Genomic DNA, 12,771 nt, shown 5'->3' with positions numbered 1-12,771 from the left:
CGGCGGTGAGCAGCGCACTACAGTGCACCAATGACGAGGCCGAGGCGCCGGAAACGGATCCGAATTCCCGGTCCCCTGATCGCGTCGCTGGCGGCCTTCGTCCTGGTGATGGGCCTCGGCTGGTTCGTCCTGCGCGACCCCGGCAACAGCTTGCGGACGAGCGAGCAAACCCCTGCCGGAAACGACACCTCCGAGGTCAACGACGCCTGGGAGGTCCCGTCGAGGAGTCCGAGCGTGACGCGCACTCCGACCGCGTCTCCGACCCCGCGTGCCACCCGTACGCCGAGCGCGACCCGTACGCCGAGTGCCACGCGCAAGCCGAGCCCGACCCCGACTCCCAAGCTCACCCGCACGCCGAAGCCGAACCGGTCGACGGCCGCTCCCACCGAGACACCGACCACCCGCCGCCCCAGTACCTCCACGCCGCGACCGACGCCGACGCCGACCACCCGGAAACCGGAACCGACGGAGGAGCCGACCCGGAGCTCCGAACCGCCCGCCGACACCTCCGGCAGCCCCGAGTCCGAGGTGCTGAAACTGACCAACAAGGAACGGGCCAAGGCCGGTTGCGGCGCGTTGAAGGTCGACAAGTCGCTGACGGAAGCGGCCGAGGCGCACGCTTCAGACATGGTGGACCAGCACTACTTCGCCCACGAGAGCCTGGACGGCAGCAGTCCGTTCGACCGGATGAAAGCCGCCGGCTTCACCGGCGGCGCCATGGCCGAGAACATCGCCGTCGGCCAACGGTCCGCCGCCGACGTGATGGAAGGCTGGATGGATAGCCCCGGCCACCGCGCGAACATCCTGAACTGCGCGTACACGAAGCTCGGCGTCGGGTACGACGGCGGAACCGTCCTGCCGGACTACGGCAAGGGGAGCTGGGTGCAGAACTTCGGCGGCTGATCACAGCCCCGGAGACGTCAGGTGGTCAGGCTGGTCGCCGGCGGGTCGAACCGGCGCCGTCCGGGCCGTCGGATCCCTTGCACCACAGTGATTCCGGCGATCACCAGGGCGCCGCCGAGCAGCTGGACCGGGCTCAGTGACTCGCTCAGCAGGACGGCGGCGAAGATCACCGCGAAGATCACCTCGGTCAGGGCGACGAACGAGGCGATCGGGGCGCCGAGCCGGCGGACGGCGACGATGCCGGACAGGTACGCCGACACGGAGGTGATCAAGATCAACAACAGGGCCGGCACCCACCAGGGCAGTTCGGCGGCCGACAGGATGTGGATCGGGGCCGCCGCGGCGGCCAGCGGCAGGACGCCCAGGGCGCCGAGGCCGAGAATCAGGGTGGCCCCGACTCCGGTGCCCACGGTCGTCATCACCAGCGGCGGTACCGGAGCGTCGGCACCGGAGTCACCGAGGATGAAGTAGCAGCACAGGCAGGCGGCGGCGCCGAGACCCCAGAGCAGGCCGAGCGGATGCACGGCGGCACCGCGCACCACGTCCAGGACCAGGAACAGGCCGAGCACGGCGAGCCCGGCGCCGAGGAAGCGGCGCGGCTCCGGCCGGACCCGGGTCCTGGCCCAGTGCCAGAAGATCAACAAGACCGGGGCCAGGTATTCCAGCAGCAGCGCCACCCCGACCGAGACGTACTGCACCGCGCTGAAATAGCACAGCTGGGCCAGCGCCATCGCGGTCGTCCCGTACCCGATCATGCGCAGCCCCTGCCGCCCGGTCGGTCGCCAGAGCCGGCCCTGCGTTCCGTACCGGCGCAGCATCAGCAGGCACGGCACCAGCAGCACCAGGAAGGCACCGCCGATCCGGACCGCGACCACGGCGGCGGGCGACCAGCCGGTCTCCAGCAGCGGCTTGGCCAACGACCCGGACAGGCCGAACGCCATCGCGGAGAACAGCGCCAGCGCGAGGCCGGCCCGCGTGGCCTGCTTGCGCCCCGCTTCGAGGGCCGCTTCGGTGGTGGACATGGGCTGCCTAGGCTGTAAGGAGTGAAGTGTGGGTACGCCCATGACAGTATGTCCCGGCCATGTCAGGAGTCAATGTGATATTCGCCCATGACACCGAGACCGTGTTGCGGGCTGCCGTCTGGCTGGTCAACTCGCTCAGCCCGACCGACGGGGACCGGCTCACCGAGCGCGCCCAACTGGACGAGTTCCTCACCGCCGAGCGGTATTCCGGCGACATCCTGGGCACCGCCGAGGAGCTCCGGCAGGTGCGCGCGCTGCGGCCGCGGCTGCGCCGGTTCTGGGACGTCGAGGACCGGGACCGGGCCGCGGACCTGGTCAACGAACTGCTGGCCGAGTGCGACGCGAGGCCGTACCTGATCCGGCACGACGAACTCGACTGGCACCTGCACCTGACCCGGGCCGACCAGCCGCTGGAGCAGCGGATCGCGGCCGAGACCGCGATGGCCTTCCTCGACCTGATCCGGACCGACGAGTGGTCCCGGCTGAAGCTCTGCGCCGCGACCGACTGCGAGGACGTCCTGGTCGACCTGTCCCGCAACCGCTCCAAGCGCTTCTGCGACACCGGCAACTGCGCCAACCGCATGCACGTCACCGCCTACCGAGCCCGCCAACGAAGTCTTGGGTGAATTTCCGCCGCGACTGACCGGCGGAAATTCACCCAAGGTCCGGTTACCAGATGGACTCGGCCCACTCGGGGTGGTCGATGAACGGGTTCCGGTTGTGCTGGTAGTCGGTGTAGATGATCTCGTTGCGGCGCTGCTCGCCGGCGGAGACCGGGTCGGCGGCGTGCCAGGCCAGCAGCACGGAGAGCTTGCCGTGCAGGGGTTCCGAGCCGTTGCCGACCCGGTCGTTCAGCTCCAGGTTCGGCTTGCCGTCGTCACCCTCGTACCGGATCGCCATGTAGAACAACATCCGCGCCACGTCGCCCTTCACCTCGTCCGGCGGCTCGAACGAGTCGCCGTCGCGCAGGCAGCCGGAGCACTCGTCGACCGCGGACCCGCCGAGGTCGAAGTCGAGGTTGCCACGGTCCGCGTTGACGCTGACGTCGGTCGGCCGCAGGTGGTGGATGTCGGTGCCGGGACCGGCCGAGGTGCCGAAGTCGCCGTGGCTCTTGGCCCAGGTGTGCTCCCGGTTCCAGTCGTCCGGGTCGCCGCCGTTGGACGACTTCGGTACGGAGCGGCGGGAGTAGAGCTCGATCACGTTCGAGGAGTTGGCCGGGTCCTCGTCGGTCTGCTTCAGGGCGTCCCACACCTGGTCATAGGACAGTTGGGTGTGGCCGTCGATGATGTCGTGCAGGGCGGCCCGCAGCTCCGGCCCGGTCTTGCCCTCCGCCGGCTGGTAGTAGTCGTCGCCCGCACCCGGATCGGGATCTCCGGGATCACCGGGGTCGGGATCCGGCTCGCCCGAGCCGGCGGCGGTGATCGCCGTCGGGTTCTTCAGCCCGGCGTGCGGGGAGAAGTACGGGGTCAGGGTGCCGGTCACCGCGATCCGGTCGCCGAGCAGGCCGGCGTTGGAGCTCAGGCCCCACTCGGCGCGGAAGGCGCTGCTCAGCTGGACGTACAGCATCGCGGCGGGGTCGGTCTCGCCGGCGGTGTCGGCCAGGGCGAGGGCGTAGTCGTTCGGGAAGCCGGTGCTGAGGACCTGATCGCTGCCGACCGGCTGGCCGACGACGTAGCCGGTGACGGAGGCCGTCGAGCCGTCCTGGCCCGCAATCGCGGTGGCGACGCTTGTGGTGGCCGCCTGGGCCCGCCCTGGTGCGGCGAGTCCGGCGAGCGCGACCGCGACGGTGAAGAGCACGGTCAGCGCAGCTCGTAGAGGGGTGGTCCGGGATGTTTGATCACTCCGCGTGACGAGGGTCATACGTCAGTCTTTTACGCGGCTACGGTTTTTCGCAATGGTCGACGGCGTGTCGGTCGGGCGTTTTGGTGCCCGTTCAGACCAGCTTCACCACTAGGACACCCGAGGAGTTTTCCTGCACCCGGCAGCCACGATGTACGTTGTGGGAACGGTCGGGGTCGATGCACCACCCTCGCATGATCACGGCCCGATTCCGCGGCCGCGGAATCCCTCAAGTTCACCCGGACGCGGCCACCCCACGACCGGGTGCCGGAAAGCACGGATACCGACGTGTCCCGACGAGAGGATGTACGACGTGACCGAGGTCAGTGACGCCGAGGTCGAGCTGGTACAGCTCCTGACCCCAGAAGGCGACCGGATCAGCCATCCCCGGTATTCGTTCACCGGCGATGACGAAATGATCAAGGGTTACTACCGCGACATGGTGATGACCCGCAAGATCGACACCGAGGCGACGGCCCTGCAGCGGCAGGGCGAATTGAGCCTCTGGGCTTCCTGTCTCGGCCAGGAGGCGGCGCAGGTCGGCTCCGGCCGCGCCCTGGGAGCGAAGGACTTCGTCTTCCCGACCTATCGCGAACACGGCGTCGCCTACTGTCTCGGCGTACCGCCGGTCCGGCTGCTGGCGATGTTCCGTGGAGTTGATCTTGGTGCCTGGGACACCGTCGAGTCGCGCTTCCACCTCTACACGATCGTGATCGGTGCGCAGACCCTGCACGCGGTCGGCTACGCGATGGGGGTCGAGCGGGACGGCCTGGTCGGCACCGGCGAGCCCGGTCGTGATCTTGCGGTGATCAGCTACCTCGGCGACGGCGCGACCAGCCAGGGCGACGTGAGCGAGGCGATGGTGTTCGCCAGCTCGTACAACGCGCCGGTGGTGTTCTTCTGCCAGAACAACCAGTGGGCGATCTCCGAGCCGATCGAGCGGCAGTCCAGGATTCCCTTGTATCGCAGGGCTTCCGGCTTCGGCTTCCCGGGCGTACGGGTCGACGGCAACGACGTGCTGGCGGTCCACGCGGTGACCACCGAGGCGCTGGAGCGGGCTCGCTCCGGCAACGGCCCGACGTTCATCGAGGCGTACACGTACCGGATGGGCGCGCACACCACGGCCGACGACCCGACCAAGTACCGGCTCAGCGACGAGGTCGAGCACTGGCGGCTGAAGGACCCGATCGAGCGACTGCGGGCGTACCTGACCCGGTCCGGCGCTGTTGATCATGACTTCTTCGACGCCGTCGACGCGGAGGCGCAGCAGGTCGCGACCGAGTTGCGGGAGGCCTGCCTGAGCCTGCCCGATCCGGAACTGGGCCCGCTGTTCGACAACGTGTACGCCGACACGACGCCCTACCTGGACGAGCAGCGCGCCGGGTTCGAGGAGTATCAGGCGTCGTTCGCCGACGCAGCCGAAGGGGGGCAGGCATGACCAGGATGAGTCTGGCGAAGTCGTTGAACGCCGGTCTGCGGCGGGCGCTCGAGGCCGACCCGAAGGTGGTGCTGGCCGGCGAGGACATCGGCAAGCTCGGCGGCGTCTTCCGGGTCACCGAGGGCCTGCAGAAGGACTTCGGCGAGCACCGGGTGATCGACTCCCCGCTGGCCGAGGCCGGCATCATCGGGACCGCGATCGGGATGGCGCTGCGCGGCTACCGGCCGGTCTGTGAGATCCAGTTCGACGGCTTCGTCTTCCCGGCGTTCGACCAGATCGTCAGCCAGGTGGCGCGGCTGCACTACCGGTCCGCCGGCCGGCTCAAGATGCCGATCGTGATCAGGATTCCGTACGGCGGCGGCATCGGTTCCGTCGAGCACCACAGCGAATCCCCCGAGGCCTACTTCGCGCACACGCCCGGCCTCAAGGTGGTCACCTGCTCCAACCCGGTGGACGGCTACTGGATGATCCAGCAGGCCGTCGCCTCCGACGACCCGGTGATCTTCCTGGAACCGAAGCGGCGCTACCACGAGAAGGGCGTCGAGGTCGACGAGAAGGCGACCCCGCCGCCGCTGCACTCGGCGCAAGTGGTCCGGCCTGGCCGCGATGCCACCCTGGTCGCGTACGGGACGATGGTGAAGATCTGCCTGGACGCCGCCGCGGCCGCCGCCGAGGAGGGCCGCGAGCTCGAGGTGATCGATCTTCGGACGATCGCGCCGCTGGACCTGTCGAGCACCGTCGAGTCGGTGCAGCGGACCGGCCGGTTGATCACCGTGCAGGAGGCGCCGCTCAACCTCGGCGTCGGCTCGGAGATCTCGGCCCGGATCACCGAGCAGTGCTTCTATTCGCTGGAGGCCCCGGTGATCAGAATCGGTGGCTACGACATGCCGTACCCGCCGAGCCGGGTCGAGGAGGACTACCTTCCCGATCTTGACCGGATCCTGGACGCCGTCGACCGCTCGCTGGCCTACTGAGAGGGGTCTGATCATGAAGAACTTCCTGCTCCCGGACCCGGGCGAGGGCCTGGTCGAGGCTGAGATCGTCACCTGGCGGGTGAAGCCGGGCGATCAGGTCAAGATCAACGACATCCTGGTCGAGGTGGAGACCAGCAAGTCGCTGGTCGAACTGCCCAGCCCGTTCGAGGGAACGATCAAGGAACTGCTGGTCCCGGAGGGCCAGCTGATCGACGTCGGTACCCCGATCGTGATCATCGACGACGGCGCGGAGGTCGAAGAAGAGGGCCCGGTGGCCAACCTGGTCGGCTCCGGACCGAAGAAGTCCGAGACCAAGCGCCGGCCGCGCAAGGGTGCGGCCGCCGCCGAGCCCGGCCCGGTCCAGGCCCATGATCAGTTCGCGGCGGCCTTCCAGACCGCGGCCCCGGTGTCCCGGCGCGCCGACGAGCAGGCCCCGCTGCGCCCCGCCCCCGCCGAGCCGAGCGGCAGCCCGCTGCCCGAGCCCGGCCCGGCCCCGGCCGAACCCGCCCCGACCGGCGGCGCCGTCCTGGCCAAGCCCCCGGTACGCAAGCTGGCCAAGGATCTGGGTCTCGACCTGGCCACGATCAACGGCACCGGCGAGGGCGGCGTGATCACCCGCGCCGACGTCGAGCAAGCCGCAACAACAACGTCCCCTGAGCCTGTCGAAGGGCAAGCCACGGACGACTCGCAGTTCGGCTGGTACGCCTATGCCCCGGTCCTCGAGGAGCGGATCCCGATCAAGGGTGTCCGCAAGGCGACCGCCGCGGCCGTCACCGCGTCGGCGTTCACGGCGCCGCACGTCAGCGAGTGGTTGACCTGCGACGTGACCGCGACGATGGAGCTGCTGGACCGGCTGAAGCAGCGCCGCGATCTCGGCGAGGTCCGCTGGACGCCGCTGGTCCTGGTTGCCAAGGCGGTCCTGCTCGCGCTCGGCCGTACCCCGGAGCTGCACTCGTCCTGGGACGAGGCGAACCGCGAGATCGTGCTCCGCCGCGGCGTCAACCTCGGCATCGCCGCGGCAACCCCGCGCGGCCTGCTGGTGCCGAACCTCAAGGGCGCCCACGCCGACGACCTGGTCACCCTGGCCGGCCGGATCGACAAGCTGGTCAAGGTCGCCAAGGAGGGCAAGACGCAGCCGGCCGACACCAGCGGCGGTACGTTCACGATCACCAACATCGGCGTCTTCGGCATCGACGGGGGCACCCCGATCCTCAACCCCGGGGAAGCCGGAATCCTTTGCATGGGAGCGATCCAGCGCCGCCCCTGGGTCGTCGGCACGGGTGCGGACGAACGCATCGAACCGCGGTGGGTGACCACCCTCGCCGTCAGCTTCGACCACCGCCTGGTCGACGGCGAACAGGGCTCCCGCTTCCTCGCCGACGTAGCCCGCGTCCTCACCGACCCCGCCCAAGCCCTCCTCTTCTAACCCGCCCCGACCCTCCCCAACCGCCTCGCCGACCGGGCACAAAAGCAGGCGTGGCGCCTGTCCTGAGCCTGTCGAAGGAGCGGCGTGTCGCTGCACGTGTGCCCGGTCGGTCGGCGGTGGTTGGTCGCGAGGTGCGGCACCCCACGTCGTGGGAGCGCTCGGCACCCCGCTGCCGGGTCGAGTTGTGAGCCGTCCGGAGCGATCGGCCGACAGCGCGGAGACGTTCTGGCACAGTAGGCGCCATGAGCGGCGGCACCGATCGGTGGCGGGCCCGGCTCGGCAGGCTGCGGCCGCAGAATCTCGCGACGCTCGGCCGCGCCTTCCTTCGGGTGGCTCCGGGGCCGACGCTGACCTGTACGGCGACCACGCTGGTCCTCGGCGTGCTGCCGGTGTTCGTCATGATCACGTCCGGCCGCCTGGTCGACGCGGTGGCGGCCGCGGACGTGATCGCGGCGTTGACGGCGCTCGCCTGGTTCGGCGGGCTCTCGGTGATCACTCCGGTTCTGGCCGGGATCCACAACGTCGCCCAGGCCGAGCTGTCCCGGCGGTTCGTCGTCGAGACCGAGCGTGCCCTGGCCGCGGCGGCGCTGGCGCCGTCGACGATCGGGCACCTGGAGGACCCTCGGCTCAAGGGCCGGATCGACGGCGTGGCCGAGGCGCACCGCGAGGGGGCGCAACTGGTGGCGGTGACCGCCGTGTTCACCGTGCTGCGCTGGCGGGTCTCCGGGGTCGCGGCGGCGATCCTGCTGCTCCAGTTCTCCTGGTGGATCGCGCCGGTGCTGGTGACGGGCTATCTGATCTTCACCGGGATGTTCCGGCGCTGGCTGGCCACGATCTATGCCGATCTTGACGAGGCGGTGGCGGATCAGCGCCGCCGCCCCGAGTATCTGCGCAAGCTGCTGATGGAGCCGGCAGGCGCGAAGGAGTTGCGGATCTTCGCCGCGGTGCCCTGGCTGGACGCCCGGTACGGCGAGTCGTGGCAGACCGTCATGGCCGGCTTGTGGCGGCGCCGCGGACGTGCGGCCGGACCGCTGATGCTGGGGATCCTCGCGCTGCTGATCGCCTACGCGGCGGTGTTCGGCTGGCTGGGCTGGGCCGCGATCGCCGGCGCGCTGGGCGCGGGCACGGTCGTGGTGATCATCCAAGCCTCGCAAGGGCTGGAGAGCCTGAGCAGTTACGGCGACGTCGGGGCCCAGCTGAGCCGGGCCGGGTCCGCGTTGCGGCAGCTGGACGCCCTGGGGCGGGACCTCGGCCCGCCGGCGGAGGACGAGCCGGTCCATGATCATCCCGGCGGGCGATCGGCGGCGGCGGCGGCGTTCGAGGCGGTCAGCTTCCGCTATCCCGGTCGTACGGAACCGACGCTGCGCGACTTCTCGCTGGACGTACCCGAGGGGCAGGCGTTGGCGATCGTCGGCGAGAACGGAGCCGGCAAGTCGACCTGCATCAAGCTGCTCGCCGGCCTCCACACACCGAACGCGGGCCGGGTGACGATCGGCGGCCGCTCGCCACTGGAGGGGCGTCGCCGGGCCGCGGTGATCTTCCAGGACTTCGGCCGGTACGAACTCACGCTGCGGCAGAACGTGGCCTTCCGCGACGACGCCGACGATGATCGGGCGATCGAGGCGGCCCTGGCGGCGGCCGGCGCCGAGGACCTGATGTCCCGGCTGAAGCTCGACACCGTCCTGGCTGCCGGCTATCCGGACGGCACCGAGTTGTCCGGCGGCCAGTGGCAACGGGTCGCGCTGGCCCGCGCCCTGTACGCCCTCGACCGCGGCGCCGAGGTGTTGATCTTGGACGAGCCGACGGCGGCGCTCGACGTCCGGGCCGAGACCGAGCTGTTCGAGCGGTTGCTCGAGGTCAGCCGAGGCCGTACCTCCATCCTGGTGTCGCACCGGCTGAACAGCGTCCGGCACGCCGACCGGATCGTGGTGATCGACGGCGGACGGATCACCGAGGACGGTGATCATGCGTCGCTGCTGGCCGCCGACGGCGCCTACGCGCGGATGTTCCGGCTGCAGGCCCGGCGCTTCGTCACCGCCGAGGAGGGTGATCGGGATGCGTGACACCCTGCGGGCGCTCGGGCTGTTGATCAGCACCAGCGTCCGGGTTGCGCCGGGACGGAGCCTGCTGGTCCTGCTCGAGGTGCTGGGCTCGGTCGCCGAGATCTTCACGGCGCTGTGGATCGGGACCATCGTGGACGGCGTGATCCGGCGCCAGCCGGACCGGATCTGGTTCGGGCTGGTGGCGATGGTGATCACGATCGCCGTCGGCTGGGCGCTCGGCCTGACCGGAGCCGAAGCACGGGTGACCCTGTCCGAGAAACTCGGCTTCGCCTTCGATCGCCGGATCGCGAAGCTGAACGCGTCGATCCCCAGCATCGAACACCTGGAGCGGTCGGACTACCTTGATCAACTGGAGATCCTGCGGTCCACCCGCGGGCTGATCGGCAGCGGGGTCGCCTCCCTGCTCTGGTCGGTCAACGTGATCGCGATGGCCGCCGCCTCGATCAGCATCGCTGCGGTGATCGACCCGCGGCTGTTGTTGATCACGCTCAGCGCGATCCCGGCGATCATCGGCACCCGGCTCCGCAACCGCTGGAAGGCCCGGGCCGAAGAGGAAGCGGCGCTGCCCGGCCGTCGGGCCCGGCAGCTCGGCGGCGTGGTGCTGCGGCCGAGTACCGGCAGCGAACTGCGCGCCTTCGGCGTCCGGGCGACCCTGGGCCGGTGGCTGGTGGCCGATCTGGAGCGCTGGCGCCGTCCCACGCTCTGGTCCACCCGCCGCGGGGCGATCACCACGGCCGTGGAGGAGATCATCTTCGTCGCCGTCCTGGTGGCGGTCCTGCTCTGGCTGATCCTGCAACTGCGCTCCGGTACGGGAGCGCCGGCCATCGCCGTCGCGGTGGTCGCGGCCCGGCAGATCCAGGGGGCGGTGTTCGGCCTGGTCGGCCAGTTCGGCTCGATGGCCGACATCCTGCGCAACGTGCGCCGGATGATCTGGCTCGATGATCATGCCGCGACGGTCGGCCACGACTTCGCCGGCCGCCGGCCGACACCGGATCGGCTGCGCCACGGGATCACCCTGGACGGCGTCGGCTTCACGTACCACGGAGCCGATCGGCCTTCCCTGGCCGATCTCGAAGTACACCTTCCGGCCGGCTCCGTGGTCGCGGTCGTCGGCGAGAACGGGGCCGGCAAGTCGACCCTGGTGAAGCTGCTGGCCGGCCTGTACCGGCCCGGCAGCGGCCGGATCCTCGTCGACGGAGTCGACCTCGCCGACCTCGACATCGACGACTGGCGGCGGCATGCGACCGCGGCCTTCCAAGATCATCTCAGGCTCGAGCTGACCGCTCAGCAGGCCGTGGGCTTCGGTGACCCGGAGCGGATCGACGACCCCGACGCCGCCCGGCGCGCGCTCCGGCTGGCCGCCGCCGACGGCGTCCGGAAGGCGCTGCCGGACGGTCTGGACACCCAACTCGGGGCGCAGTGGCACGGCGGTGTTGATCTCTCCGGCGGCCAGTGGCAGCGGCTCGCGCTGGCCCGGGCCATGGTCCGGGAATCACCGCTGCTGCGGGTCTTCGACGAGCCGACCGCGGCGCTCGACGCGCAGACCGAGCACGAGCTGTTCGAGCGCTACATCGAGCAGGCCCGGGAGGGTACGGACCGGGGCGCGATCACGCTGCTGGTGACGCACCGGTTCGCGACCGTCCGCGACGCCGATCTGGTGCTGGTGCTGGACCACGGGCGGCTGATCGAGCAGGGCACCCACGAGGCGTTGATCAGCCGCGACGGCCACTACGCGGAGCTCTACCGGCTCCAGTCCCGCGGCTACCACTGACTGGGCAGCTGTGCAGCGACACGCCGCCAGAACGCCTGCTTTTGTGCCCAGTCAGCGGGCTGGGAGGAGGGGGAGGGGGAGGGGCGGTCAGCCTTTCAGGATGAGGCGGATGGTGAGGGTGCAGGTGGTCGTGGTGCCGGCGAGGCGGAGGAAGCCGCCGAAGTGGGTGAGCCGGACGAAGGTGCTGCCGGGGCCGGTCAGGGACAGGGTGGTGCCCTCGTCCAGCCAGCGGATGCCGTCGGCGCTGAGCTGGACCCGGAGGTCGATCCGGGCGTCGGCGGGGGTCTGGTCCTCGGCGGTGACGACGTAGATCGCCTCGTCCGCCCAGCCACATTCGTACGGGTAGGTGTCGAAGGAGTCGCGGAACTCCTGGCGCAGGTCGGTGACGCTGGTCGCAAAGGTGCGCATCAGTGATCAACTTCTGAGTCGTAGGAGATCATGATCGAATCGAGGTAGAGGTTGACCCGGCGGTCGGTGTCGGCCTCGACGAAGAACACCGGGTTGATCAACTGGCCGATGTTCTCGTACGGATCGGCGAGGGTCGGGCCGGCATCGTCCGGGAAGACGTACTCGCGCGGGCCGCACCGGAAGCTGTCGTAGCGGCGCCGAGCCAGGTCGACGGTCAGCGACAGCGGCATCCAGTTGATCTTGTCGTCGGTCTCGTTGTAGATCAGCTGCTGCGGACCGCCGTCGAACCAGGCGGATGCGGCGGTACTGCCGTCCGGGCTGCGCCGGCCGAACCACTGCGGATCGATGCCGGCGCGGTGCCAGCCCGGCTCGCCGTAGTTCCACTCCCGGTCGTCCGCCTCGGTCCGGGTGTAGTACTGCCAGCGTCGCCGCGGCTCGCCGCCGGTGGCGTTGACGTAGCGGACCCCGGGCATGAAGCGGTGATCATCGTCCTGCAGATCGATCATCAGGCCGAAGGCCCGCATGGCGTCGATGGCGAAGCCGGGCCGGTCCTGATCGGTGGTGTACGCGAACAGGGCCTCGACCCGGAGCCGCCGGGCCCGTGGCGGCCGGGACAGCCGCTTGATCGCCAGACTCATGCTGCCGGCCGCCGGCGGCTGGTCCGAACCCGCCGCCGGGGACCGGGTGGCCAGGCGCAGCGAGTAGGTCCCGGAGGCCGAGCCGTGGCTGCCGGAGAACGGGAAGGTGGCGCTGCTGATCATGACCGAACCCCAGTGCTGCAGGTCCACGATGTCGTCGTGCACCGCGAAGCCGGGCCGGACGAAGTTGGGACGGAGGTCGAGCCAGCCGGACGGGCCGCGATCGAAGTCGTCCGCGACCAGGATCCGCGGCAGCGGATCGAAGTATCCGTGGTTCACGTCGGTCATC

11 protein-coding genes are annotated in these 12,771 nt (G+C 70.2%); 7 read left to right on the top strand and 4 right to left on the bottom strand.

Features of this window, described 5'->3' with window-relative positions:
• Positions 1–30: 30 nt before the first annotated feature.
• Complete coding sequence (locus tag ACFQU4_RS36780) at positions 31–903, top strand: CAP domain-containing protein (protein WP_377501968.1); 873 nt, start codon at positions 31–33, stop codon at positions 901–903.
• A gap of 17 nt (positions 904–920) precedes the next feature.
• On the opposite strand, the gene ACFQU4_RS36775 is transcribed toward ACFQU4_RS36780, so the two are convergent.
• Positions 921–1,925, bottom strand: a complete 1,005-nt coding sequence (locus tag ACFQU4_RS36775; RefSeq protein WP_377501965.1) for a DMT family transporter — start codon at positions 1,923–1,925, stop codon at positions 921–923.
• A 59-nt stretch (positions 1,926–1,984) separates the two neighbouring features.
• On the opposite strand from ACFQU4_RS36775, the gene ACFQU4_RS36770 reads away from it, so the two are divergent.
• Positions 1,985–2,551, top strand: coding sequence for a CGNR zinc finger domain-containing protein (locus ACFQU4_RS36770; protein ID WP_377501962.1), 567 nt, complete (start codon positions 1,985–1,987; stop codon positions 2,549–2,551).
• 43 nt (positions 2,552–2,594) lie between these two features.
• Here ACFQU4_RS36770 and ACFQU4_RS36765 read toward each other — a convergent pair whose 3' ends face one another.
• Positions 2,595–3,785, bottom strand: coding sequence for an endonuclease (locus ACFQU4_RS36765; protein WP_377501959.1), 1,191 nt, complete (start codon positions 3,783–3,785; stop codon positions 2,595–2,597).
• Between the two features lie 283 nt (positions 3,786–4,068).
• On the opposite strand from ACFQU4_RS36765, the gene pdhA reads away from it, so the two are divergent.
• From pdhA to ACFQU4_RS36740, 5 genes are all read left to right on the top strand, one after another.
• Positions 4,069–5,202, top strand: a complete 1,134-nt coding sequence (gene pdhA / locus ACFQU4_RS36760; RefSeq protein WP_377501956.1) for a pyruvate dehydrogenase (acetyl-transferring) E1 component subunit alpha — start codon at positions 4,069–4,071, stop codon at positions 5,200–5,202.
• The gene (locus tag ACFQU4_RS36755) at positions 5,199–6,176 is read left to right on the top strand and encodes an alpha-ketoacid dehydrogenase subunit beta (protein ID WP_377501953.1); all 978 of its coding nucleotides are present in this window, start codon (positions 5,199–5,201) and stop codon (positions 6,174–6,176) included. The genes pdhA and ACFQU4_RS36755 overlap by 4 nt, the downstream gene beginning before the upstream one ends.
• Positions 6,177–6,189: 13 nt before the next feature.
• On the top strand, positions 6,190–7,602 hold the full coding sequence (locus ACFQU4_RS36750) for a dihydrolipoamide acetyltransferase family protein (RefSeq protein WP_377501950.1): 1,413 nt from the start codon (positions 6,190–6,192) through the stop codon (positions 7,600–7,602).
• Between the two features lie 242 nt (positions 7,603–7,844).
• Entirely contained in the window at positions 7,845–9,665 is a 1,821-nt protein-coding gene (locus ACFQU4_RS36745) for an ATP-binding cassette domain-containing protein (protein ID WP_377501947.1), read from the top strand.
• The gene (locus ACFQU4_RS36740; protein ID WP_377501944.1) at positions 9,658–11,436 is read left to right on the top strand and encodes an ABC transporter ATP-binding protein; all 1,779 of its coding nucleotides are present in this window, start codon (positions 9,658–9,660) and stop codon (positions 11,434–11,436) included. The genes ACFQU4_RS36745 and ACFQU4_RS36740 overlap by 8 nt, the downstream gene beginning before the upstream one ends.
• Before the next feature lie 87 nt (positions 11,437–11,523).
• Here the strand turns inward: ACFQU4_RS36740 and ACFQU4_RS36735 are convergent, their stop codons facing one another.
• Together ACFQU4_RS36735 and ACFQU4_RS36730 are read right to left on the bottom strand one after the other, a co-directional pair.
• Positions 11,524–11,844, bottom strand: coding sequence for a hypothetical protein (locus ACFQU4_RS36735; protein WP_377501941.1), 321 nt, complete (start codon positions 11,842–11,844; stop codon positions 11,524–11,526).
• A complete protein-coding gene (locus ACFQU4_RS36730; RefSeq protein ID WP_377501938.1) occupies positions 11,844–12,770 on the bottom strand; it encodes a DUF6772 family protein in 927 nt (308 codons plus the stop codon). The genes ACFQU4_RS36735 and ACFQU4_RS36730 overlap by 1 nt, the downstream gene beginning before the upstream one ends.
• Position 12,771 lies beyond the last annotated feature (1 nt).

It is taken from the genome of Microlunatus sp. GCM10028923, from assembly GCF_042666975.1.
Lineage (GTDB): Bacteria > Actinomycetota > Actinomycetes > Propionibacteriales > Propionibacteriaceae > Microlunatus.
This window is presented reverse-complemented; position numbering and strand designations above follow the sequence as displayed.